Origin of the sequence: Streptomyces sp. NPDC058240 (assembly GCF_042882135.1) — a bacterium.
Classification (GTDB): Bacteria; Actinomycetota; Actinomycetes; order Streptomycetales; family Streptomycetaceae; genus Streptomyces.
The window spans coordinates 20,225-44,949 of sequence record NZ_JBHVWT010000040.1; the positions used below are offsets into that span (position 1 = coordinate 20,225).

The window sequence follows — 24,725 nt, forward strand, 5'->3', positions numbered from 1 at the left end:
AGGCTGAAGGCCCGGACGCGGTCGGCGGTGATGCGAGACTGTGAGGGGTGAGAAAAGAGGGGCTCACCACTCGGGGGCGGAGGAAGAGAACAATGCGGGTCGGAGCCGGGTCTTGAGAATTCTGCACACGTCGGACTGGCACCTGGGGCGCTCGTTCCACCGGGTCTCCCTGCTCGAAGCCCAGGCCGCCTACCTGGACCACCTGGTGACGACAGTGCGCGAGCACGAGGTGGACGCGGTCCTCGTCGCGGGTGATGTGTACGACAGGGCCGTCCCGCCGCTGTCCGCCGTCGCGCTCTTCGACGACGCGCTGCACCGGCTCGCCGCCGCCGGTGTGCCCACCGTGATGATCTCCGGGAACCATGACTCGGCACGCAGGCTGGGCGTCGGCGCAGGGCTGATCGGGCGGGCCGGGATCCATCTGCGGACCGACCCCGCCGACTGCGCCACCCCCGTCGTCCTGCGGGACGCGCACGGTGAGGTGGCGTTCTACGGGCTGCCCTACCTGGAACCGGCCCTGGTGAAGGACGTCTTCAAGGCGGAGCGCGCCGGGCACGAAGCAGTGCTGACCGCCGCCATGGAGCGGGTACGCGCAGATCTGGCGGCACGCCCGGACAGCACCCGGTCCGTGGTGCTCGCCCACGCCTTCGTCGCGGGCGGGGAGCCCAGCGACAGCGAGCGCGACATCACCGTCGGCGGGGTGGCCGCCGTGCCCGCCGGAGTCTTCGACGGCGTCGACTACGTGGCGCTCGGCCATCTGCACGGCTGCCAGACCGTCACCGAACGCGTCCGCTACTCCGGCTCGCCGCTCGCGTACTCCTTCTCCGAGGTCGACCACCGCAAGACGATGTGGCTGATCGACCTCGACGCCTCGGGCACGGTCACCGCCGAACGCCTCGACTGCCCGGTTCCCCGCCCCCTCGCCCGGCTCCGCGGCCGCCTCGACGAGCTCGTCGAGGACCCCGCGCTGGAGCGGCACCGGGACTCCTGGATCGAGGCCACCCTCACCGACCCGGTGCGCCCGGTCGAGCCGATGGCCCGGCTCGTCGAACGGTTCCCGCACACACTCGGCCTCGTATTCGAACCCGACCGGGCCCCCGACGACCCGCTCGCCTCGTACGCACAGCGCCTCAAGGGGCGCGACGACCAGCAGATCGCCGAGGACTTCGTGGCACATGTGCGCGGCGGCTCCGCAGCCGACGAACAGGAACGAACGGTGCTGCGCGGCGCCTTCGACCACGTCCGGGTGGACGACGGCGTGCGCGAGGTGAACCGTTGAGACTCCACCGGCTCACCATCACCGCCTTCGGACCGTTCGGCACCACCCAGGAGATCGACTTCGACGCCCTCGCGTCGGCCGGGCTCTTCCTGCTGCACGGGCCGACCGGCGCCGGGAAGACCTCGGTCCTCGACGCGGTCTGCTACGGCCTGTACGGCGCGGTGCCAGGCGCCCGCCAGAGCCCCGGCACCTCCCTGCGCAGCGACCACGCACCGGCGGATCTCGCCACCGAGGTCGAGCTGGAACTGACCGTCGGCGGCCGACGCCTCGAAATCACCCGGAGCCCCGCACAGCCCCGCCCCAAGAAGAAGGGCAGCGGCTTCACGACGGAGAAGGCCCAGAGCCGGCTGCGCGAGTACGACCCCGACGACGGCTGGCGGCCGCTCAGCCGCTCACACCAGGAGATCGGCGAGGAGATCACCCAGCTCATCGGGATGAGCCGGGAACAGTTCTGCCAAGTGGTGCTCCTGCCGCAGGGCGACTTCGCACGCTTCCTGCGCGCCGATGCCGAGGCACGCGGCAGACTCCTCGGCAGGCTCTTCGACACCCACCGTTTCGCCGCCGTCGAGGAGCGCCTGGCCGAACTGCGCCGTACCGCCGAAACCAGGGTCGCAGCCGCGGACGAACGTGTTCTCGCGGTGGCCCAGCGGATCGCCCAGGCCGCCGGCCCCGCCGCCCGCGAATCGCCGTTCCCCGACCTCCAGCCCGGCGAACCGGGGCTCGCCGAAGGCGTGCTGGAGTGGGCCGCCACGGCCCGCAGCGGCGCCCGCGAACGGCTCGACATCGCCGCCTGCGTCCTTGCTACGGCCGAAGGCCGGCAGTCGGCCGCTCGCCTGGCCCTCGACAGCGAACGCGAACTCGCCGCACTCCAGCAGCGGTACGAGGAGACGCGGCGCCGCGCCGCCGCACTCGAAGCCCGCCGCCCCGACCGCGACCGGCACCACGAACGTCTCGCACGGGCCCGCAAGGCGGACCTCGTCGCGCCCGCTCTGGACCTGCGCGAGGAGGCCGAGCGCGCGTACCGCACGGCCTGCTGGGCCCGTGACCGCGCCCGTGCGGTGCTGCCAGGCACCCTGGCCGACGCCGGTGTCGAACAGTTGGCGGAGCTGGAGCGACGGCTCCGCCAGGAGCTCGGCGGGCTCGACGCCGCGAAGCGTGCCGAGCGCCGCAGCGCACAGATCGACACCGAGCGGGCCGGACTGGAGCGGCAGGCCAGGGCCGACGACGAGCTGATCCGCGAAGCGGAACTCTGGCTCGCCGACTGGGAGTCCACCCGCGACGGCCTGCGGGCACGCGTCGAGGCGGCCCAGGAGGCCGCCACTCGTGCCGAACAGCTCGCCGGCCGGCTGGAGCCCGCCCGTGCGCGGCTGGACGCGGCCCGCCGCCGCGACGCGCTCGCCGCCCAGGTGTCGGCCGCCGCCGAGCGGCTGGCCGCGGCCCGCGAGCGCGCCGCCGCGGCCCATGAGTCGTGGCTGGAGCTTCGCGAGCGACGACTGCGTGACATCGCGGCGGAACTGGCGGCGGAGCTGGTGGACGGCGAGGACTGCAAGGTCTGCGGCTCGGCCGACCACCCCAAGGCGGCCCGCGCGGCAGATGGACATGTCGACAAGGCCGCCGAGGAGCGGGCCCTCGACGCCCACCGGCGCGCCGAGGAGACGCGGACGCGGGCGGACCGGGAGCTCGGAGTCGTACGCGAGCAGCACACGGCGGCCCGCGCGGCCGCGCGGTCGGCGGTGCCGCAGCCGAGGGACGGGGCCGATGCCGCCGATCCGGCCGCGTCCGGATGCGTGACCGGGAGTGCCACCGTCGGATCGGCCGGGCCGACGCCGACGGCAGGGACCGGAGCGGTCGCCGCCGGACCGGTCGGGACCGGGCCCGACGCCGACCCCACCGTCGCCGAACTCGGTGCGCTCGTCGACCGGCTGACGGGCATGCACTCCGAGGCGTACCGCACCGCAGCCGGCATGCACGCCGCGCGCGAGGCCCTCGCAGCCGCCGAGCGGGAACAGGCCGAACGCCTCGACGGACGGCAGCTCGCCGAACGCCGGGCCGCGGCCCGCACCTCCCTGCGTGAGGGCCTGGACCGTGAACAGGCCTTGCTGGAGGCCGAGTTGGTGACCGCTCGCGGTGAGTCCGGCAGCGTGGCCGAACACTCCGCACTCCTGGAGCGCCGGGTAGCTCTGCTCGCCGCCGCCGCCGAGGCGGTACGGGAGGAGGAGCTGGCCGCACAGCGCCGCAAGGAGGCCGACGACCGGCTCGCGGACGCCGCGTTCCGGGCGGGGTTCGACACCCCGCAGGCCGCGGCCGCGGCCCTCCTCGGCGATGCCGGGCAGCGCGAACTCCAGCAGCTCGTCGACGCCTGGCAGTCCGAGGCGGCGGCGGTGGCCGACCGTCTGGCGGAGACGGAGACCCGTGCCGCAGCCGACCACCCGCAGGCCGCGGTGGAGGTCACGCAGGCCGCGTACGACACGGCCGAGCGGTCGCTGCGGGACGCCTCGGCCGCGCTGGCCGCCGCGCGCGAACGCTGCGCCGAACTCGGCAGGCTCTCGCGCGGCGCCGCGGACGAGGTGCGCGGACTCGGACCGCTGCGCGAGGATTACGACCGGGTGGCACGGCTGGCCGGGCTCACCGCGGGTACCTCCGCGGACAACGAACGCAAGATGCGACTGGAGTCGTACGTGCTCGCCGCCCGGCTCGAACAGGTCGCCGCCGCAGCCACCGCACGGCTGCAGCGCATGTCGTCCGGCCGCTACACGCTGGTCCACTCCGACGCCCGCACCGGAGGCCGCAGATCGGGCCTCGGACTGCATGTCGTCGATGCCTGGACCGGCCGCGAGCGCGACACGGCGACGCTCTCGGGCGGCGAGACGTTCTTCGCCTCCCTCGCCCTCGCACTCGGCCTGGCCGACGTCGTCACCGACGAGGCCGGCGGTGTACGGCTGGACACCCTGTTCATCGACGAGGGTTTCGGCAGCCTGGACGACCAGACCCTCGACGAGGTGCTCGACGTACTGGACTCGTTGCGCGAGCGGGACCGCAGTGTCGGCATCGTCAGCCATGTGGCCGACCTGCGCCGCCGCGTCCCCGCACAGCTCGAAGTGGTGAAGGAGCGGCACGGCTCGGCGGTACGGCACCGCACCACCGGTGGGTTCAGCGGCTGATGGCGCGGCGGGGGAGCGGCGAGGAGTGGACGACGCTCGTGGTCACCGAGCCGAGGGCGCCGATCCTCCCCGAGACCTCCTCCAGGTGACTCATCGAGCGGGCGGTGATCTTCAGTACGAAGCAGTCGTCACCGGTGACATGGTGGGCCTCCACGATCTCCGGAGTCGTGTCGAGCAGATCGTGGAACGGCTTGCCATGGCCGTTCGGGTAACGCAGCCGTACGAGGGCGAGGATCGGCAGCCCGAGCAGCTCCGGGTCGCCACGGCTGCGTAGCCGCTGTTCACCCCGGCCTCCTCCAGCCTGCGCACCCGCTCGGTCACGGCGCTAGGGGACATCGCCACCGCGCGCGCCAGCTCGGCGACCGGGCTCATGGCGTGAACCGAGCCCGGTCGCCGCGGTATCGCGGGGGGCGTCCGGTCAGAGCTTGGACAGCTCGTCGACGAGATCGTCGAGTCCCAGCGGACCCTGCGACAGGGCGGCCATGTGCCAGGCCTTGGCGTCGAACGCGTCACCGTGCGCCTTGCGGGCGTTCTCCCGGCCCAGCAGCCAGGCACGCTCGCCCAGCTTGTAGCCGATGGCCTGTCCCGGCATCGAGAGATAACGCGTCAGTTCGCTCTCCACGAAGTCGGCGGGCCGGCCGCTGTGGTTGCCGAAGAACTCCTGGGCCAGATCGGGGGTCCAGCGCTCGCCGGGGTGGAACGGGGAGTCCGCCGGGATCTCCATCTCCGCATGCATGCCGATGTCCACGATCACCCGGCAGGCCCGCATCATCTGCGCGTCCAGGTAGCCGAGGCGGCGCTCCGCGTCCGGCAGGAAGCCCAGCTCGTCCATGAGCCGCTCCGCGTACAGCGCCCAGCCCTCGGCGTTGGCGCTGACACCACCGATCGACGCCTGGTAGCGGGACAGGCTGTCGGCGACATGCGTCCACTGGGCGATCTGGAGGTGGTGGCCCGGCACACCCTCGTGGTACCAGGTCGACACCAGGTCGTACACCGGGAAACGGGTCTCGCCCATGGTGGGCAGCCAGGTGCGGCCGGGGCGTGAGAAGTCCTCGGAGGGGCCCGTGTAGTACGGGGCCGCGGCGCCGCCGGGCGGGGCGATGCGGGACTCCACCTTCCGTACGCGCTCGGCGAGTTCGAAGTGCGTCCCGTCGAGCGCCTCGATCGCCTCGTCCATCAGGCTCTGCAGCCAGGCCTGGACCTCGTCGACGCCCTCGATGTGCTTGCCGTGCACATCGAGATGGGCCAGCGCCTCCCAGGGGCCGGCCCCGGGCAGCACCTTCTCGGCCTCGGTCCTCATCTCGGCGAGCAGCCGGTGGTACTCGGACCAGCCGTAGGCATACGCCTCGTCGAGATCCAGGTCGGTGCCGTTGAAGTAGCGCGACCAGCGGACGTACCGCTCGCGGCCCACCGTGTCCGGCGCACCCTCGATCGCGGGGGCGTACACATCGCGCATCCAGTCCCGGAGCGCCACGACCGACTCCGTGGCCTGCCGGGCGCCCTCGTCCAGATCGGCACGCAGACCCGCGGGCCCCGCGGCCACGAACTCCTGGAAGAAGCCCGGACCGCCGTCCCCCGCCCACTCGTCGAGCTGGCCGATGAAGGTGGCGGTGGCGCGCGGCCCGCCGTACAGCTTGCGCTCCAGGCCGAGTGCGAGCGACTCGCGGTAGCCCTCCAGCGCGGCGGGAACCGCGCGCAGCCGGTCCACGACCGCCGCCCAGTCCTCGTCGGTCTCGGTCGGCGTCACCGTGAACACCTCACGGACGCTGTGTGCCGGGGAGAACAGATTGGAGACCTTGCGCAGCCCCTCATCGGCCTCATGAACGGCGAGTTCCGCCGTGAGTCGCTCGCGCAGGAGGCGGCCGCAGCGGCGCTCGGCGTCGCTGTCCGCGCCGGGCAGTTGTTCGGCGGCATCGAGCTTCGCCAGGGTGGTGCGGGCCAGCTCGGCAAGAGCCTCCTGCCCGGCGGGGGAGAAGTCGGGAAGGCGGCGCGAGCTCTCCGCGACACCGAGATAGGTGCCGGCGATCGGGTCGAGTTCGATGAATGCGTCGACGTAGGTGTCGGCGACCTGGCGGGGCAGCGCGCTGCTGGATGTGTCTGACATGCGGACATCCTCGTACGGCGGAGGCCTCCGCGTCATCATTATTCGGCCTCAGTGGCCCGACTCCGCCGATTCTCCGGATGGTGGCAGCAGCGGCCCGCACTCCCACTGCTGGAATATCAGCCTGGTCTCGACCCTCGCCACCTCGCGGCGCGAGGTGAATTCGTCCAGTACCAGGCGTTGCAGATCGGCCGTGTCCGTGACCGCGACATGCACCAGATAGTCGTCCGGGCCGGTCAGATGGAACAGCGCGCGGGACTCCGGCAACGTCCTGATGCGTTCGACGAACGGGCCGATGAGCTCTCTGCGGTGCGGCCGCACCTGTACGGAGAGCAGCGCCTCCAGACCACGGCCGAGCCGTGCCGGGTCCAGACGCAGCTGGTGGCCGAGAATGACGCCTGACCGGCGCAGCCTGGTCACCCGGTCCAGGCAGGTCGACGGCGCGACGCCGACCTCTGCGGCCAGCTCGCGGTAGGTGGTCCGGGAATCGTTCTGCAGCAGCCGCAGAATGTGCAGATCCACCGGGTCAAGAGCGACGGAATCGGCCATCTGCCGAACGTAGCACGGGAGATGGCCCAGTGGATCCGGTGTTTGTTCAGAGTGGTGACATGGACACCGAATCCTTGATGGCGCCCCCGACGAGACCCCGGTCCAGGGCGCTGGCCACCGAAGCCGTGCACGCGGGCCGCGACGATCTCGCGGCCCTCGGACTGCACGCCCCGCCGATCGATCTGTCCACCACCTACCCCTCGTACGACTCCAGGGGTGAGGCGGAGCGGATCGACAACTTCGCCGCCACCGGCGCCCGGCTCGAAGGGCCGCCGGTCTACTCACGGTTGGACAACCCGACGACGGCCCGGTTCGAGACCGCCCTCGCCCGGCTCGAAGGGACCGGGAGCGCCGTGTCGTTCGCCAGTGGAATGGCGGCGCTCACCGCCGTGCTGCTGGTCCGCGCCGGCATGGGACTGCGCCATGTGGTCGCCGTCCGGCCGCTCTACGGCTGCAGCGACCATCTGCTCGGCGCCGGGCTGCTGGGCACGGAGGTGACCTGGACCGATCCGGCGGGCATCGCGGAGGCGATCCGTCCGGACACCGGTCTGGTGATGGTGGAGACGCCCGCCAACCCGACGCTCGCCGAGGTCGACATCCGTGCGATCGCGCACTCCTGCGGCTCCGTGCCGCTGCTCGTCGACAACACCTTCGCCACCCCGGTGCTCCAGCGGCCCGTCGAGCACGGTGCCCGGATCGTGCTGCACAGCGCCACCAAGTACCTCGGCGGGCACGGCGACGTGATGGGCGGGGTTGTCGCCTGCGACGAGGAGTTCGCGGCCCGCCTTCGGCAGGTGCGTTTCGCCACCGGCGGGGTGCTGCATCCGATGGCCGGGTATCTGCTGCTGCGGGGCCTGTCCACGCTTCCGGTACGGGTACGGGCGGCGTCCGCGAGCGCCGCCGAACTGTCCCGCAGACTGACCGCCGATCCGCGCATCGCCAGGGTCCACTACCCGAAGCTGGGCGGGGCGATGGTCTCGTTCGAGGTGTACGGGGATCCGCACCGGGTGATCTCGGCCGTGCGGCTCATCACGCCCGCGGTGAGTCTGGGCAGCGTGGACAGCCTGATCCAGCATCCGGGCTCCATCAGCCACCGCATCGTGGATGAGGGAGACCGGCAGGCCTCCGGCGTCGGGGACCGGCTGCTGCGCATGTCGGTCGGTCTGGAGGATGTCGAGGACCTGTGGGCCGATCTGTGCCAGGCGCTGAGCTCGCGGGAGGCCGGACGGGAGTCCTCCGTGTCCGGGCAGTCAGCGACCGGCCTGCTCGTACGGGGGCAGTGAACGGACCGGTGTCGCGTCCAGCCGGGCGGTGACGACCAGGGTGCCCTCCTCGATCTGGTAGTCCAACGGCAGGGACAGCGCGCGCATGGCCGCGACCATGCCGGTGTTGGACGACTGGGTGACGGCGTAGACGCTCTCGCAGCCCGCCTCGATGGCGAGTGCCACCAGGCGGCTCAGGAGCTCGGAGCCGATACCGCGGCGCTGCCAGTCGTCCTCGACGAGGAGGGCGACCTCGGTCTCGTCGCCGTCCCAGAGGAGGTGGCCGAGGGCGACCAGCCGGCCCGAGGCCGTCTGCACGGCCAGTGTGCGGCCGAAGCGAGGACTCAGCAGGTGGTCCAGGTAACGGTCGGCGTCGTGGACCGGCCCGTGGTACCGCAGCCGCAGCGTCTGCTCGGAGCAGCGGTCGTGCATCGCACGCGCTGCTCCGAGGTCGCTGCTGTCCGCGCGGCGCACGGTGATCTCGTTGCCCTCGGGCAGGGTGAGCACGTGCTCGCTGCGCGGGACGCGGGGGCCGAGCCGGGCATCGAGCTCGACCAGGGCACGCGCCCTCGCAAACTCGGTCGGCGTGAACGGAAGATAGGGCCGCTCGATCGTGATGGCACCTCCGGACGGGTCGCGCAGCCGCATCACCGTCTCCTCCAGCACTCCTTCGACGGGCGTGAGCTCACCGGTCGCGCGGCCGGTGATCGAGACGGCGGGCAGCGAGTGGATGGTGCACCGTCCGAGCAACTGTCGCAGTGCGAGGGGGAGTTCGGCCGCGTCAAGGGCGGTGCGGGTGGCGAGGCCGAGGACGCGCGTCGGGGCGTCGACCAGATCGTGCGTGTCGGCCCGCTCGATCCAGGTCGAACTGCCCCCGGCGGCGGAGATCGCCCGGCTCAGCTGCTGGGCCGGGAGCGGGGCGGGCGCGCGCAGCAGGAATTCGTCGACCGTGCCGTGGGCCAGCGGGTGCGTCTGCAGGGTGAGGATATCGACCCGGTGCCGGGCGAGGGCGCCGCACAGCACCGCCAGGCTGCCGGGGGCGTCCCGCACCGTGGTCCGCATCCGCCACAGCACCGTGCCCTCGGGGGACGGGGACGGGCCCGCAGCGGTGGGCGTGCTCAGCAGCGCGGTCGTGGCGGCGTCGGCGCGGTGGGCCGGGGCCGCGCCGACGCCGTCTCCCCCTCCCTCGGCTGGGAGGTCGGAGCCGGTCGGCGGCGGGGCGTGGCTGTGCCGCCGTGCCCACCAGGTGTGGAACCCGGCCGTCACCGCCAGGGCCACGGCCGAGGCGATCAGTAGGTACGGTCCGTCCGGCTGGTGCCCGATCAGGTTCGCGATGGCGTCGGCCACCGCGACCGCGGTGAACAGCGCGGCCAGCTCGGTCACGTCCCGCCGCCAGTGGTGGGAGCGGCGGGCAGTCTTCGCGGATGTCACATCAGTCATGGATTCACTCTGACCGAGCGTTGTTGCCTGATCACGAACACTCTGTGACTGATGGGTTAAGTATGGATCTAGTCCGTTATCCTCACTTTCGGCGTATTGGTGACCTGCCCGATCGCGTGCCCGCCCCGTGTGCCCGATCGCTCGCCCGATCTGTGTGCTTGATCGCCTGCCCGGTCTGTGTGTCCGATGCGTCTGCCCGCTGCGTCCGGCTGATGCGTCCGCCTGATCGTGCCCGCTGTCTCGGTGCGGCAGCTCCCGCTCTCCCGGCCGGTCCCGGGCCGGACAGGAGCCGCCGCACCGCCGGCCCGATCGCTGCGAGCCGGCAGAACCCGCGGGTCACACCACGATGTCCTGGGCCTTCACATCTGCCCCAGGCCCCGCTCCCAGGCGGCTTGCAGGCGTACCGCCTGGCGTACCAACTGCGACGATCCGCCGCGCGCGGCCGTTTCGGCGAGCCCGGGTATCGGCTCGCCACCGCCCACCGCGCCACAGTTTTCCGCGCACTCGGCGGCCACGGAGAGCAGGTCGCTCAGCCCCCGCGTCCCCTTCTTGTTCGCCAGGAGTCCGGGCAGAACGGGGACCAGCACGGACAGCACCGTCCGGTATGCGCCCGTCGCGGCCGCGGTACGGGCGGAGTCCGCGAGGCGGTTGGGTTTCACCAGCCTGTGATCGAGGAGGATCGCCAACTGCTCGCCGAGCGACGTCGTGTCCAGCCGTTGCTGGGCCGCGAGTATCAGCAAGGCGTCCACCGCCGACAGCCGGTCCTCCGGATACCGGGCGCCCAGCCCGTACCCCACGGCCAGATGGATGGCCTCGGCGGCAGACCCACCCAGTTCGACCAGGCCGAGGAGCGGCCGCGCCGCATCCTTCAGCTCATCGGTGGTACACGTCGCCATGGCCGGCAGCAGCCACGCGGCCAGTGTCTCGCTGTCCTCGGGCAGGGTGGCGAGCCAGGAATCCGGGTGGTCGTTCCCGTGGTCGCAGGTGCGATGACGCGGGGTATGGGCGCTGCCCAGCCAGTGGAAGGAGCGCGGGAACTCCCGCTGAATGAAAGGGTGTTCATCGCTCGCCATCAGGATGCGCCGGGTCCAGTCGGCAGGCTGCCGCTCCACCCAGCCGCGGGCGGTGGACTCCTGTCGTTCCAGATCGAAGCGGTATACGGTCGCGAGCGGTCGGTCCGCCCGCAGCCAGGCCGCCAGCCGGTCACCTTCCGGAGTGCCGAGCCGGTCGGCCGCCCCGGCCGCCTCGGCGGCCTCGTGCTGACCGTCGCGCCGCACCCGCAACAGGGCCTGGGCGAAGTCGGCTTCCCCGGGCCGCACTCCGAGCTGCTGATACGTACGCAGCCGCTCGATCAGCACGGCAGGGTCGAGCGAGCCGGTGTGCCAGGTCGGGAAGGCCAGCAGGAATGGTGTGCTGCCGGTCAGCACCGCGTCGGCGGCTTCCCACAGCCGGGCCTTCAACACTCCCTTGAGCGCGGCATGGGCACAGACACTGCTGCCGGACCAGGCCGCACGCCCCTCATGCACCGCCTGAATCGGAACCCGTCCGAGAAGCACGGCCACGACCAGGGTGATTCCGGCCTCCGAGCGGAGCCGCTGCTCGATCCTCTTCTGCGATTCGTCGACGAGCCACCAACTGCCGGCCAAGGCGTCCCGCAGCGCCTCGGTCAACGCCGGCCGGTCGGTGTGGGCGTGGCGGACCAGCCCGTCCAGTGCCCGCTCGAAGGCGGTGACATCCCGTGATGCGGATCTCGCCAGGACCACCACCTCCTCGACGAGCTCGGGCAGCGTCGCCGGCGCCGGTTCGATACGCCGCAGGACGGGGGCGGACGGCAGGAGCTCCACGTACGGCTCCGCCGCCGTACTGTCGTCCATCAGGTCGCCGAACGCCTCGGCCGCCGCCGTACGGAGTGCCGGACCCAGCAGCGAGGCCGACAGAGCGGTTTCCGCTCGCACCGCCGCGTCGACGGTGGGCAGATGCCGTGCGACGAGTTTGAGTGCCCGCTCCTGGATGTCGATGTCGGCGTGCCCGAATGCCTCGGCGACGACGGGCAGCAGTTCGTCGGCGGCCGACGGATCGCGGCGCAGCGTCTTGCCGATCAGCACCAGTTGGGCACGGACGAGCTTCTTCTCCGGGCGGAACAGCAGGGAACCCGAGACCTCCGCCAGGGACCGCACGGGCAGTTCGCCGTGCCCGTCCAGCCGGGCGAGCACCTCCTGGGCGTGCCCGGCCACGGTGGAGATCCCGTCCGCCGCCATGGCGGCCCAGTCCGCCACCCGCTCCGCCTCCTCCTCGCGGGTCAGCGCGAGCTGACGCAATACGGCGAGGAAGAACCGCAGTTCGCCGGGCCTTCCACCGCGGATCAGCCGGGCCACGCAACCGTCGACGAGCGAAGCCCGCTCCAGCAGACCCTCATCCGCGAGGACGGCGAGCGCCACATGCCATCGGCTCGGGTCGTCCGGTTCGTCGAACCAGAGCATCTGCGACGGCAGCTCCGCCACCTCGAAGAGCCGCGGCACGAGAACGGTGACATAAGGGTCCGCACGGAGGACATCGGCCAGCGGTCGTCTCTTCTGCTGCCACTGCGAGGCCGAGACCGCTTCGGCCCAGCCCCGTACGAAGCCGTCGGTGGTGGGAACAGGGCACCGCGAGGTCTTCACCAGCCCGGTGATCAGCTCATAGGCGGTCTCCGCCGTCCCCGGACGGGCCGCCAGCCGGTGCGCGACGTCACCGAGCCACTCGGGGTCACGGTCCGCGAGGACGCTCAGGAGCATCGGGTAGGGAGGCCGTGACCAGATCTGCAGGTCCCGGCTGCCGATCCAGGCGGCGCAGCCCGCCGCTCCCGTGTGACAGCCGGCGCCCGCGACCAGCAGGGCCTTGCGGATCCTGTCCTGTTTCTCCCAGGGCCAGCTCCGCGCCTCCTTGCGCAGCTCCTTCAGCTCCGCCAGCGCCGACCTGCGTCCCGCCCGGTCCAGCCCGGACAGCAGGGCCGGCACGTCCAGCCTGCGTGCCTCGCGTACGGCGGTGAGCAGCTCCTTCATCGCGCACCCCCGGCAACCGGCGCCCCGCGACGGAGCATTCGGACGGCCAGGGCGTGCTTGCACGGGCCCCGACGCCCGCGGTAGTCCGCCCACCACTGACAGGTGCAGCTCAGCATGCCGTCCTTCTCCCTCACTTGATAGCGGCGGTCTCCCGAGGCCACGGCTGCCGTCTCCCCGTCGAGCACGACCGCACCCGAGCCGGCCAGCTGCCGGGCCGCCACCAGACGCGGATTGTGCCGTTCGGCCCGGTCGGCGTCGTACGGCAGCTCGCGGTGGAAGTAGGACGCGTCGGCGAGGTCGTAGCCGACCCGGCCCGCCGTCCCCAGCCGGGTGAGCGCGGCCCTCACCCGTTCCACCGGGAGCCCCGACTGCTCCGCCAGGTCGGCGGGATCGATCCGCGGCTCCCAGGCCAGCAGCACGGACACCAGCTCCGCATCGGCCGCGGCATCGTCGGTGGCCAGCGCTTCGAGCACGCCGCCCTCGCCGGAGAAGCCGCGCGAGACATCGGGCGAGAGCGTCAGGGTGAGGCGCATGCCCGGCAGCACCACCTCCCATGCGCTCGCGGTCGCCGCCCCGTCGGCCACCGGTCCGTACACCCGCAGCGAGGTGGCGTGACGCAGCACCCGCTGCAGCACCACCAGACGCTCGGGGCCCGGCAGACACACCGCCCCCGTCACCGGACGTGTCGTCGGACGGAGCGTCTTCCCGGCCGGGACCACCCACTGGGCGCCCCGCGAGGCCTTCTGGGTCGAACGCGGCAGCGAACGCAGGAACCGGACGGCCTCGGCCGCCGACAGCTCGGCCCGCAGATCGAAACCCGCGGACACCACCTGCGCCTCCGCGAAGCCGCGCAGCCAACGGGCGGGCAGGGGAACCTTCTTCTCCACGACCGGACCGTCCAGCGTGGTGACGGCCATCTCGTCCGGGCCGACCCGCATGTGCAGCGGATCGTCGCCCGCTATCCGCGAGAGCGCCTCCCGCAGCGGATTGTTGACATCCACATTCGTGGTGCCATGGTCCGTCCGCGCACCGTCCAGCCCCTCCTGGAGCACATCGAGACGTGCGTACACCCCGCAGCAGCCGGAGAACGACTCGAAACGCAAACGGTCGCCGTTGCCCGTCACCACCGGGTCGAGGGACGAGGGCAGGGTGGGTCGGTAGTAACGCGCGGACGCCACGTCCGCCACGGCCAGCAGACCTCGGGCGGCGATCCTCGGCGAGGTGAGAAAGCCGGAGAAGAACCGGGGGTGCGGCTCGGTGCCCCGCGGGGTGAGACCACCGGAGGTCTCCAGACCGAGGAGCTGCCCCGCCTGTGAGGAATCCAGGGCGGACGGGCGTGAGTAGGCCAATGCCTGAACGGATCGGGTCATGGAAAAACCGTAGATCCCACCACTGACAATCGGCCCCCGGCCATCGCCCGGGGGCCGATCGCCGGGCGTCGGTTCACTGCCCGACGCGCCCCGGCTGCAGCACCTTGCTGAACAGGACGGAACCGCCCTGTGCCCGCAGCCGCACGGTCAACTCACCGCTGTCGCCGTCGATGTCGACCTCGCCGAAGTACTGCGGCGACTCCATCGGCGACACGTTCGCCCGGTCGGGCGCCCGCACGAAGACCCGGTCCGGACCGAACGTCGCGTCGAGCGCGTTCGCCTGGAACTGACCTGCGGCCAGCGGCCCCGACACGAATTCCCAGAACGGCGCGAAGTCCTTGAACACCGCACGCTCGGGCTCGTAGTGCTGTGCCGACGTGTAGTGCACATCCGCCGTCAGCCAGACCGTGCCGGTGATCCGGCGGTGCTTGATGTACCTCAGCAGTTCCGCGATCTGCAGCTCACGGCCGAGCGGGGCTCCGGGATCGCCCTGCGCGACCGCCTCGAAGTCCGTCGCACCATCGGTGACCACGAGTCCCAACGGCATGTCCGCGGCGATCACCTTCCACACCGCGCGGGACCGGGACAGCTCGTGCTTGAGCCATTTGAGCTGCTCCGCACCGAGGATGCCCGTCGTGTCGTCGGGCTGCCGGCCGGGCGAGTTGGCATTGCGGAAGGACCGCATGTCGAGGACGAACACATCGAGCAGGGGACCGTGGCGCACCACGCGGTGCATCCGACCCTCCCCGGACCGGGCATGCAGCGTGGAGACCGGGAAGTACTCGCGGAACGCCCGCATCGAACGGGCCGCGAGCACATCCACGTTCTTCTCGGTGTACCGGGCGTCGTCGAGGATCTGCCCGGGATACCAGTTGTTGCGCACCTCGTGGTCGTCCCACTGAACGATCGAAGGGACCTGGGCGTTGAACTCACGGAGGTTGTGATCCAGCAGGTTGTAACGGAAGTTCCCGCGGTACTCGGCGAGGGTCTCGGCGACCTTCGCCTTCTCCTCGGTGGTGACATTGCGCCAGACCCGCCCGTCGGGCAGGGTCACGCTCGGCTCGATCACCCCGTCCGCGTAGATGTTGTCACCGCTGCAGAGGAAGAAGTCCGGATCGAGGCGGCGCATCTCGTCGTACACCACGTAGCCGCCGATGTCCGGGTTGATACCCCAGCCCTGCCCTGCGATGTCGCCCGACCACAGGAACCGCACCCCGTCCCGGCGCCGGGCGGGCGCCGTCCGGAAGGTTCCGTACACCGGCTCCCCGGTGCGGCGGGGGTCCTGGGGATCGGCGAGTGTCACCCGGTAGTGCACCTGCTCGCCCGGCGGCAGTCCGTACAGCGGTGTCGTCCCGGTGAAGTCGGTGCCGGAACCGACGAGTGGACCATGCCATGTGCGGGCCCGCCGGAAGGACTCCGTGGCCGATGTCTCCACGATCATCCGGGCCGGTCGGTCCGACCGCACCCAGATCAGCGCCGAGGACGAGGTGACGTCGCCCACCTGCACGCCCCACGCCGCGCGCGGCCGGCCGGACAGGGCGAAGGCGGGGGCCGCGGCGCCCGCCGCCGGGAGCGTGAGTGCGGCCGACACGGCGAGCGAACCGCGCAGCACACTGCGGCGGGCGGGGGACGGAATTCGCGGACGGTTCGACATCGAGGCGCCTCCGGGGCAGTGGTCAGCGGGACGAATGGGTGGGGGGCGAGCGAACCCACCCTTGTGCCCGTCGGCGGCGCGCACACCAACCTCAGATGAACACCCGGCCCCGCCCCTCGCCGGTACCCGGTCCGTTCGTGTCCTGCCGAGCCGCCGTGAGCAGTCGTACGCCCTGCTCGATCTCGGACGGAGCCAGATGCGCGTATCCGAGGACCAGGCGCACCGCCCGGTCCTCGCACGGCACGGTGCCGCAGGCACCGAGCGGCCGCAGAGCGACTCCGGCCCCGGCCGCGCGTGCCATGAACAACGGCTCCGGGCCGTACCGTTCGGGCAGTGCGGCGATGATGTGGAGACCTGCGGCGATCCCGCTCACCTCGGTTCCGGGGAAGTGTTCCGCCAGCATCGAAGTGAGCGTGTCGCGGCGCTCGCGATAGGCTCGCTGACAGCGGCGCAGCTGCCGGTCGTAGCCGCCCCGGGTGATGAAGTCGGCGAGGACCGCCTGGTCGACGGCCGGATTGCCCAGATCCATCGTGCGCTTGCGGGCGACGATCTCGTCGGTCATGGCCGCCGGTGCGAGGAGCCAGCCGAGCCGGAGCCCGGGTGCCAGCGATTTGCTCACCGAGCCGGTGTACGCGACATGCTCCGGGTCGAGCCCCTGCAACGCGCCGACGGGGGCGCGGTCGTAGCGGAAGTCGCCGTCGTAGTCGTCCTCCACGACCAGCCCGTCCACGGCGCGTGCCCAGTCCAGAAGCCGGCTGCGACGGGCGGCGGAGTAGGCGATTCCGGTGGGGAACTGGTGCGCCGGTGTGGTGACGACCGCGCGCACGCCCGAGCGCACGAGGGGCTCGATCGCGAGACCCTCGTCGTCGAGCGGCAAGCCGATGGTGGTGACCCCCGCGGATGCGAACAGCGCGGAGTGTTCGGGACTTCCGGGGTCCTCGACGCCGACGGTCCGTATTCCCCGCCCGTGCAGCACGAACCCCAGCAGAGTCGTCGCCTGCGCCACGCCGGAGCACACCACCAGGCGCTCGGGATCGGCGACCACCCCTCGGCGCCTGGACAGCAGGGCGGCCAGGGCGTCCCGCAGTCCGGGCAGGCCGCGCGGATCGGGATAGCCGAGCGTGCCGTGCGGCAGCCGGCCGAGCACCGAGCGGTACGCGGCGGCCCAGGCACCGCGCGGGAACAGCGACAGATCGGGCGTGCCGGGCCGGAAGTCCACGCGTACGCCCGCGGCGCGCGGAGCGAGATCACGCGCCCCCGGTACCGGTGCCCGAACCGCTTCGCTCACCCAGGTACCCGCACCACGTCCGCTGCGCAGATAGCCCTCGGCCGTGAGCTGTTCGTACGCCTCGGTGACCAGCCCCCGAGACACCCGCAGATCGGCGGCGAGCGCACGGCTGGACGGCAGCCGCGTACCGGGAACGAGACGGCCGGAACGCACGGCTTCGCGCAGGGCCGACTGCAGCGCGCGACCGCGCCGACGGGCCGGCTCCGCAGCAGCCGGCAGCAGCAACTCCCAGGCGGCGGAGCCGAACTCGCCGTCCTCCGAACGGTCCGGCCGCGGATTGGTCCCCGAAGACATCATGGAAGTGGACCTTAAACCGGACCGCCCGGCTGCCTAGCGTCGATTCCATGAACGTCAGCTCTCTGCGCGGGGCGATCCTCGCAGCCTTCGCCTGCATCCTCGTGGGTGCTTCCTTCACCGCCAACAGTGTCCTGGGCGCATATCCGTACGCGGGCGGCCAGGCGCTGCGCTACGGCCTCGCGGCGCTTCTGCTCGTACCCCTCCTGGCCCGTGACAGGCAGTCCCGGCCGACCACCGCGCTGCGCACCCTCACCCTGCGCCAGTGGGGACGGCTCGCGCTGCTGGCAGCCATCGGCATGGTCGGCTTCAACCTTGCCGTGCTCAGCGCGGAACGATCCGCGGAACCTGCCGTTCCAGGGGTGTTCGTCGGCTGCGCCCCGATCCTCGTCGCCGTACTCGTACCACTCGTGGACGGCCGCCGGCCGACACGCACGGTCCTGTACGCGTCCGCGCTCGTCGCCGCCGGGGCCTTCACCGTCCAGGGCTGGGGTCGCACGGACCTGGCGGGCATCCTCTGTTCGGTCGGTGCTCTGGCAGGCGAGGTCGGCTTCGCCGTCCTCGCCGTACCGGTCCTGCGACCCCTCGGACCGAAGCTGCTGTCCGCCACGGTCTGCGGGATCGCCGCCGTCGAGTCGGCGTGGCTCGGCGTGGTCCTGGACGGCAGCGATGTTCTGCGGATGCCCACTCCGGCGGAGGCGACGGCGCTGCTGTGGCAGGCGGCCGTGGTCACCGTCATCGGTTTCGTCTGCTGGTACATGGGCATGCAGCGCATCGGCGCGGAGCGCGCCACGCTGTTCTCCGGCCTGATCCCGGTCTCCGCCGCGCTCACCGCACCGCTCGTCGGTACCGGTTCGTACGGCACCGCACAGGCGGGCGGCAGTCTTCTGGTCGGGCTGGGTGTCGCCCTCGGATCGGGAGTCCTGTCCCGGAGCGGAGCGGCCCGGGGTACGGATTCGGCGACCGGCGCGGTGTCAGCGACTGGTGTCCAGGATGACGCGCGCCACGAGCGCCGGATCGTCGTTCATCGGCACATGACCGCAGCCCGGCAGCCGGACCAGCCGGGCGTCGGGGATGGTGTGCTTGGCCCTGATTCCCTGCCGGCGCAGCAGGATCCGGTCCCGGCTGCCCCAGGCGACGGTCACCGGCAGCCCCGGCACATCGTCGGTGAACGTGACGCCGCGCCCGGTGGCGAGCGTCTGGTGGAATCCGGTCGCCTCGCGCAGGGCGATGGTCTCCGCGACGACGGCATCGGCTGAACGTCGGCCGGGCCGGGCGTAGATGGTGCTGGTCAGTGCCGTGCGCCCGGCCGCGCTGTGCGAGAGCCGCTCGATCAGCGGGACCGGCATCGACAACGCGGCCTGCCGCATCGCCCGCAGCGTCCCGAACGCGTAGCGTCGCTCGCTCCCGGTCCAGAAACCGGCGGGCGAGAGCGCTGTCACCGACCGCACGAGCTTCTCCCTGCCGAGCTCCAGCGCCAGCAGACCGCCGAGCGAATTGCCCGCCACATGCGGCCGGTCCAGACCGAGCTCCTCGCAGAACGCTCCGAGGACCGTGACCACGGTCGGCAGGTCGTACGGCAGTCCGTCGGGCAGTTCCGGCGAGGCGCCGAAGCCGGGGAGATCGACGGCTGTCACATCCCGCTCCACGGCGAGCACGGACAACACCGGGTCCCAGGCCTGACGGTGGTGGCCGATGCCGTGAAGCAGGAGCAGAGGCTCGCCGGCGCCGGTCCGCTCATACGCCACGGAAACGGTCCGAGGCCCTCGGGGCGAGTCGACGCTGAACGAGACCGTGGTGGCCATGCTGGTGCTCCCGGGGTGATCCGGCATGAAGGGGCCATGCCTGAAGGCGACTTAGACGTCTCGTCAATAACAATTACCGTTCAGTAGCCCGCAGTTCAAGAGGGGGATGCGATTCGCGCTGGACAGGGTGCGACGGGTCGGCTGGGATGGAGGGGTGACAGCCGACACCACGACCGATGTCTTCGAGAAGCACCGTCCCGTGCTCACCGGCGTTGCCTACCGCATGCTGGGCCGGGTCGCCGATGCCGAGGACGTGGTGCAGGAGGCTTGGCTTCGCTGGTCCTCCGCGTCCCGTGAGGACGTACGGGAGCCGCGCGCCTTTCTCGTGAGGATCATCACCCGCCTCGCCGTCGACCGGCTGCGGCAGGTGCAGTCGCGGCGTGAGGCGTACGTCGGGCCGTGGCTGCCGGAGCCGGTCGTCACCGATTTCGGACCGGCTGTGCCCGACACCGAGGGACAGGCTGTCCTGGCCGACTCCGTATCCGTCGCCGTGCTCGTCGTCCTGGAGTCCCTGTCACCGCTGGAGCGGGCCGTCTTCGTGCTGCGCGAGGCGTTCGGCTTTCCGTACGCGGAGATCGCCGTCGCTCTGGACCGGACCGAGGCCGCGGTGCGCCAGCTGGCAGGACGTGCACGGCACCACGTGGAGGAGCGCAAACCGCGCTACGACGTCGACCCGGCCCACCGCCGTGACCTCACCGAGCGGTTCCTCGCCGCGGCGGCGGGCGGCGACATCGAGGAGCTGCTGGCCCTGCTCGCGCCCGACGCGCGGCTCGTCGGGGACAGCGGCGGAAAGTCCAAGGCGCCGCTGCGGATCATCGAGAGCGCCGACAAGGTCGGCCGCTTCCTCTTCGCCGTCGCCCACGCCCAGGTCGAGGAGCTCGGCTTCCGCCTCCTGGAACTCAATGGCGGGCCGGGCCTGCTGTTGTTCCTGGGTGGAAAGGTCGACTCGGTCGTTCAGGTGGACGTCAAGGACGGGCTCATCCAGTGCGTCTATATCGTGCGGAACCCTGACAAGCTCATCCGTTTCGCCGACCTCCCGGAGGCGTAGCGGCCGCCGGGTCACCGACCACGCTCTCGGCTGGCGGCGGTGACTCCGGTTGCCGGGGGACCCCGCTGCCGTCCGCTGTTCGAAGCTCCGCGTCCTGCCCTTGGGTTCCAGTGGTCGTGGGGCTTTGTGCTGCGCTCGCCTCACAGCACCACGAACGTCCTGTGAACGCTCTGCGGCAAAGTCCCGTTTCGCTGCGTGACCGACCGAGGATTGGTCTTGACCAAGGGTGTGTACCGTCCTATGGTCTCAACGTTAAGACAGGAACCTTTAATAAATAACGTCGCGGAATAGCCGCTGGGTGATTGCGGAGGACAGGGTGGGGACCACGCAGCTGGAATCGGTGCAGGAGCCGAAGTACTGGCACCTCAAGACCGTGCTCAGTGAGGCACTCGACTCGGATTTTGCGGTGGGGGAGATCCTGCCCAATGAGCGCGAGCTCGCCGCCCGCTTCGGAGTCGCCCGAGCCACGCTCCGGCAGGCTCTGGAACAGCTCGAACTCGAAGGAAGGCTGCAGCGTCGCCGCGGCGTCGGGACCACCGTCGCCCCGCCGCGCGTCGGGGTCGCGGTCTCGACGGCACGGCGGGACTGGTCCGGCGGCGGTGCGGCGGAGGCATGGCAGCCGGTGGACTGCACGGCGGCGGTCGCGCCGTCCTCGGTGACGGCCGTGCTCGATGTGGAAGCCGACGAGCCGGTGCACATAGTGCGCCGTATCCGGGTCTCCCACGGGCAGACGGTCGCGGCGGAACTCCTGTACGTCCCGTCCTCGTCCGTGCCCGAACTCTCCGCGATCGACGCCCCGTCCGGGCCCGCGCGGGCCCGCGGGCTCCTGCGCGAGCTGCACCGCCTCGGCCTCGACGGCCAGGACCGGTCGGTGGAGCTCGGCTCGGCACGGGTGGACGACGCCAAGGAGCTCGACCGGCTTCCCGGCGCTCCCGTTCTCGTCGTCACCACCCGCTACCTCGTGGCGGGCGGTACCGCTGCGCTCTCCGTCGCCACGTACCGCGCCGACACCTGCCGGCTCACCTTCGGTGACTCGGGCGACCTGGAGATCAGCCACCACGACCAGGAGCGCCAGGCCTCCTGAGTACGGCCGGCTCCGGGCCGGTTCTCCGCCGATTCTCTGTCGGTACGCACGGCCCGTCGCTCTCAGTGGCGGGCCGTCACCGTTCCCTCCACCGCGAAGAGCTGTTCCTCGACGTGGTCGAGAGCCAGCCGCAGGGCACCGGTAGCCACCGCCGCCTCACCGAGCAGCGACAGCGTGACCCGTGGCGGCCGGAGGCAGTAGCGGGCCAGCTCGCTGCGGAGGGGATCCAGCACATCGTCCAGCCCGGTGGCCCAGCCGCCCACCACCACGAGCTCGGGGTCCAGCGCCAGCACCAGCGCCGCCACATCGTGCACCAGGCGCTGAATGAACCGCTCGACCGCCGCCTGCGCCCGGACATCGCCGTGCCGGGCCTCCGCGAACACATCGGCGACCGCGGGCTCGTCCAACGGATCCAGCGGAGTGTCCGTCGTGGACAGAAGCCGCTCCGGAGTCACTTCGCGGCCGAGCAGATGCAGCGCGCCGATCTCACCCGCCGCACCGCCGAAACCACGGTGCAGCCGCCCGCCGATCAGCGAACCGGCGCCCGGACTCAGCCCCGCCAGAACGAACACGATGTCGTCGGACTCGGTGGCCGCGCCCTTCCAGTGCTCCGCGACCGCCGCGGCATTGGCGTCGTTCTCCACCAGGACGGGGCAGCGGAAGGAGCGCCTCAGCCGCTCACCCAGCGCGAGACCCGTCCAGCCCGGCAGGGCGGTCCCCAGCCGTACCGTCCCGTCCGCCTCCACGATGCCCGGACTGCCGACCCCTACCGCGCGCAGACTGCTTCTGGCCACACCCGTACGCCGCAGGAGGTCGGCCACCACGGCCCTGACCTTGTCGAGCCGGTCGTCGGCGCAGGCGGTCTCCAACACCTCGCGGGCGCCGGCTCCGATGATCCGGCCGTCCAGCCCCGACAGCAGTGCGGAGACGCGATGCGGGCCGATCTCGATGCCGAGCAGATGCCCGGCCTCGGCACGGAACCGGAACCGGCGGGCCGGCCGCCCCTGGCGTCGGGCCTCACCCCCGTCGGGCACCGACTCGACGACGAGTCCGGCCTCGAAGAGCCCCTCCACCACACCCTCGACCGTCGGACGGGATAGTCCGGTGATCCGGGTCAGGTCCGTCAGAGTGGGGGAGTCGGCGCCACGCAGAGCGTGCAGCACCACCGCGGAATTGATACGTCGCAACAGCGACGGATCCCCACCGGTCAGCCGGCCCACGGTGTGTCCTCCCAGCTCGAGCGCATGTCAGGCGGATGGTACTCGTTGCCCAGGTGCGGGGCGACCATGGGCCGCAGTGGGTTCCCTCCGGGCAGGGATATCAGCTCGGAGCGACGAACCCGGATTCGTATGCCGCGATCACCGCCTGCGTACGGTCCCTCGCACCCAACTTGGCGAGCACGGCACTGACATGGGTCTTCACCGTCTCGACGCCGACCACGAGCTTGGCGGCGATCTCCGCGTTCGACAGGCCACGAGCCATCAGCCGGAGGACCGCGGACTCCCGCTCGGTCAGTGCTGCCCGGTCCAAGGCCGCGCGCGCCTTGCTCGTGCCGTACTCGGCGGCGAGTTGCCGGACCGCCGCCGGGAAGAGCAGCGACTCACCCTCGGCGACCAGGCGCACCGCATGCACGATCTCGGCGGGCCGGGCACGTTTGAGGAGAAAACCGTCCGCCCCGGCACGCAGCGCCTCGTAGACGTATTCGTCGTTCTCGAACGTGGTCACCACCAGGATCTTCGGCGGATCCGGCACCGTGCGCAGCACCACCCGCGTGGCCTCGATGCCGTCCATCAACGGCATCCTGACATCCATGGCCACCACGTCGGGGCGCAGCTGATGCAGCAGCGGGATCACGGCGGCGCCGTCGCCCGCCTCGCCCACCACCTCGATATCGGGCTGAGCCTCGAGGACCGCGCGCAACCCCGCGCGGACGAGGGGTTCGTCGTCGACCAGAAGTACGCTAACCGGCATTGGGCCAGCCTAAGGGCTGTCCAGTAATCCCTGGCGGCGTACGACGACAGTTACGGCACCTCGCCGTGTTGCCGGAACGTCCGCATGTATCCGATACACCGATGGCCAAGTGCCTTGCGACGCACCGCATCCGACGCCGCGCCGATTCCCCCGGGGACTACAGGGCAGACCTCAAACCGTTCAACGGAAGGCTCGCGTGCACCCGCCATTCCCCCTCGTGCGGACCCGTCCTGGCCATTCCACCCAGCAGTGCGGCCCGCTCCCGGATGCCCCGCAGCCCGCTCCCGCCGCCCGGCGCGGCTGTCGAATCAGCTGTCGAGTGAGTGAGCGGATTGGTGACCTCCAGCTCCAGCCGGCCGTTGTCGACGGTGATGCGCACCCGGACAGGGACCGTACCCGAATGACGCAGCACATTGGTGAGGGATTCCTGAAGGATGCGATACCCCTCGCGGGAGACCGCGCCCGGAACCTGCTCCAGCGGACCTGATACGTCCGCGTCGATCTTCGCCCCCGAACCGCGCGCGGAGTCCAGGAGCCGGTCCGCTTCCACGAGCGTCGGCCGCTGCCCCACCGGCGTTCCCGATTCGCGCAGCACCCGCAGAACCCGCTCCAGATCGTCGAGCGCCTCCCGGCCCGTCTCCTCGATCGCGGCCAGGGCCCGTTCGGTGAACTCCGGGTCGCGCGCCGTCCGGGCCGCGCCGGCCTGGACGACCGCGACCGTCAACGCGTGCCCGATCGAGTCATGCAGCTCACGTGCGATGCGGTTGCGCTCCAGCAACTGCTCGGTTCGCTCCTCCAGAGCGGTCAACCGCTGCACCGGCGAGGGACCGAGAAGCCGTTGGGCGCACGCGGTGATCAAGTGGCCGCTCATCACGACGATGGGGAGCAGCAGCAGGAGGGGCAGAGGGGAGAGCAGGGCATACCACCAGTGCGGCTCCACTCCGCGGACCAGCCATTCGTTGCTCGGGCCCCTGCCGGAAGCGGTGAGAACGAGGTCCACCGCGGTTGCCGACAACCACACCGTGGCGTACCCCACGGGAAGGGCGAGCACCATTCGTATCTCCAGCCACAGCAGGGTTCTCCAGCGATCGGCCCAGGTGGCCGCCGTGGTCGCGGAGATTGCGGCATCAGCTCTGCCTCGCTCCTCCGGCGTGAGCAGAAGCTGTGCCTGCACTCCCTCGGCGAGCCGCATACCGGGCACCAAGCCGACCGGTACGGCGATCGCCATGGGCACCCACGGGGAACCCGGCGCGATGAACAACCACACGCTGTAGCCCGCACCCGGGATGAGGAGATGCAGCCACCGGGTGTAGGTGACAGATGCGGTGAGCGGGCGCAGGAGGCGGAACATGCGGCCATCGTGTCAGTCCGCACGGGT

The 24,725-nt window shown here is 71.5% G+C and carries 16 protein-coding genes and 2 pseudogenes; 6 read left to right on the forward strand and 12 right to left on the reverse strand.

Translation table 11 applies throughout. The features are described from left to right. Positions 1 to 112 precede the first annotated feature (112 nt). On the forward strand, positions 113 to 1,279 hold the full coding sequence (locus ACFVX4_RS34140) for an exonuclease SbcCD subunit D (RefSeq protein ID WP_389985051.1): 1,167 nt from the start codon (positions 113 to 115) through the stop codon (positions 1,277 to 1,279). Then, positions 1,276 to 4,440 (forward strand): AAA family ATPase, encoded by a 3,165-nt coding sequence (locus ACFVX4_RS34145; RefSeq protein ID WP_389985054.1) that lies wholly within the window; start codon positions 1,276 to 1,278, stop codon positions 4,438 to 4,440. The genes ACFVX4_RS34140 and ACFVX4_RS34145 overlap by 4 nt, the downstream gene beginning before the upstream one ends. On the opposite strand, the pseudogene ACFVX4_RS34150 reads toward ACFVX4_RS34145, so the two are convergent. The 3 genes and pseudogenes from ACFVX4_RS34150 to ACFVX4_RS34160 all read right to left on the reverse strand — a co-directional run bounded on the left by ACFVX4_RS34150 (position 4,430) and on the right by ACFVX4_RS34160 (position 7,090). Continuing rightward, positions 4,430 to 4,812 (reverse strand): annotated as a pseudogene (locus tag ACFVX4_RS34150) (Lrp/AsnC family transcriptional regulator). The gene ACFVX4_RS34145 and the pseudogene ACFVX4_RS34150 overlap by 11 nt on opposite strands. Positions 4,813 to 4,858: 46 nt before the next feature. Then, positions 4,859 to 6,544: a DUF885 domain-containing protein gene (locus ACFVX4_RS34155; protein WP_389985057.1), complete on the reverse strand. Its 1,686-nt coding sequence runs from the start codon at positions 6,542 to 6,544 to the stop codon at positions 4,859 to 4,861. A gap of 48 nt (positions 6,545 to 6,592) precedes the next feature. Continuing rightward, positions 6,593 to 7,090, reverse strand: a complete 498-nt coding sequence (locus ACFVX4_RS34160) for an Lrp/AsnC family transcriptional regulator (RefSeq protein WP_385330589.1) — start codon at positions 7,088 to 7,090, stop codon at positions 6,593 to 6,595. Positions 7,091 to 7,149: 59 nt separating this feature from the next. Here ACFVX4_RS34160 and ACFVX4_RS34165 point away from each other — a divergent pair, with 59 nt between their 5' ends. Then, positions 7,150 to 8,373, forward strand: a complete 1,224-nt coding sequence (locus ACFVX4_RS34165) for a trans-sulfuration enzyme family protein (RefSeq protein ID WP_389985060.1) — start codon at positions 7,150 to 7,152, stop codon at positions 8,371 to 8,373. On the opposite strand, the gene ACFVX4_RS34170 is transcribed toward ACFVX4_RS34165, so the two are convergent. The 5 genes from ACFVX4_RS34170 to ACFVX4_RS34190 all read right to left on the reverse strand — a co-directional run bounded on the left by ACFVX4_RS34170 (position 8,341) and on the right by ACFVX4_RS34190 (position 17,442). Continuing rightward, positions 8,341 to 9,792 carry a GNAT family N-acetyltransferase gene (locus ACFVX4_RS34170; protein ID WP_389985063.1) on the reverse strand — a complete coding sequence of 484 codons (1,452 nt, stop codon included), beginning with the start codon at positions 9,790 to 9,792 and terminating at the stop codon, positions 8,341 to 8,343. The two genes, ACFVX4_RS34165 and ACFVX4_RS34170, sit on opposite strands and share 33 nt — an antisense overlap. A gap of 359 nt (positions 9,793 to 10,151) precedes the next feature. Continuing rightward, positions 10,152 to 12,833: a DUF6493 family protein gene (locus ACFVX4_RS34175; protein WP_389985066.1), complete on the reverse strand. Its 2,682-nt coding sequence runs from the start codon at positions 12,831 to 12,833 to the stop codon at positions 10,152 to 10,154. Continuing rightward, a complete protein-coding gene (locus ACFVX4_RS34180) occupies positions 12,830 to 14,203 on the reverse strand; it encodes an SWIM zinc finger family protein (protein ID WP_389985069.1) in 1,374 nt (457 codons plus the stop codon). Before ACFVX4_RS34180 ends, ACFVX4_RS34175 begins: the two co-directional genes overlap by 4 nt. A gap of 73 nt (positions 14,204 to 14,276) precedes the next feature. Continuing rightward, complete coding sequence (locus ACFVX4_RS34185) at positions 14,277 to 15,857, reverse strand: alkaline phosphatase D family protein (RefSeq protein WP_389985072.1); 1,581 nt, start codon at positions 15,855 to 15,857, stop codon at positions 14,277 to 14,279. Between the two features lie 91 nt (positions 15,858 to 15,948). Next, on the reverse strand, positions 15,949 to 17,442 hold the full coding sequence (locus tag ACFVX4_RS34190) for a PLP-dependent aminotransferase family protein (protein ID WP_389985075.1): 1,494 nt from the start codon (positions 17,440 to 17,442) through the stop codon (positions 15,949 to 15,951). Between the two features lie 47 nt (positions 17,443 to 17,489). On the opposite strand from ACFVX4_RS34190, the pseudogene ACFVX4_RS34195 reads away from it, so the two are divergent. Beyond that, a pseudogene (locus tag ACFVX4_RS34195) lies at positions 17,490 to 18,338 on the forward strand (DMT family transporter); the annotation flags it as partial. A gap of 75 nt (positions 18,339 to 18,413) precedes the next feature. On the opposite strand, the gene ACFVX4_RS34200 reads toward ACFVX4_RS34195, so the two are convergent. Continuing rightward, a complete protein-coding gene (locus ACFVX4_RS34200) occupies positions 18,414 to 19,244 on the reverse strand; it encodes an alpha/beta fold hydrolase (protein ID WP_389985076.1) in 831 nt (276 codons plus the stop codon). A gap of 154 nt (positions 19,245 to 19,398) precedes the next feature. Between ACFVX4_RS34200 and ACFVX4_RS34205 the strand changes: the two genes are divergently transcribed. After that, positions 19,399 to 20,292: an RNA polymerase sigma-70 factor gene (locus ACFVX4_RS34205; RefSeq protein ID WP_389985079.1), complete on the forward strand. Its 894-nt coding sequence runs from the start codon at positions 19,399 to 19,401 to the stop codon at positions 20,290 to 20,292. Positions 20,293 to 20,608: 316 nt separating this feature from the next. Beyond that, positions 20,609 to 21,376 (forward strand): GntR family transcriptional regulator, encoded by a 768-nt coding sequence (locus tag ACFVX4_RS34210; protein WP_389985081.1) that lies wholly within the window; start codon positions 20,609 to 20,611, stop codon positions 21,374 to 21,376. Between the two features lie 62 nt (positions 21,377 to 21,438). On the opposite strand, the gene ACFVX4_RS34215 is transcribed toward ACFVX4_RS34210, so the two are convergent. The 3 genes from ACFVX4_RS34215 to ACFVX4_RS34225 form a co-directional block, all read right to left on the reverse strand. Beyond that, a complete protein-coding gene (locus ACFVX4_RS34215; RefSeq protein ID WP_389985084.1) occupies positions 21,439 to 22,596 on the reverse strand; it encodes an ROK family transcriptional regulator in 1,158 nt (385 codons plus the stop codon). 100 nt (positions 22,597 to 22,696) lie between these two features. Beyond that, entirely contained in the window at positions 22,697 to 23,347 is a 651-nt protein-coding gene (locus ACFVX4_RS34220) for a response regulator transcription factor (RefSeq protein WP_266422649.1), read from the reverse strand. 157 nt (positions 23,348 to 23,504) lie between these two features. Beyond that, on the reverse strand, positions 23,505 to 24,698 hold the full coding sequence (locus tag ACFVX4_RS34225; protein WP_389985087.1) for a sensor histidine kinase: 1,194 nt from the start codon (positions 24,696 to 24,698) through the stop codon (positions 23,505 to 23,507). Between the last annotated feature and the right edge of the window lie 27 nt (positions 24,699 to 24,725).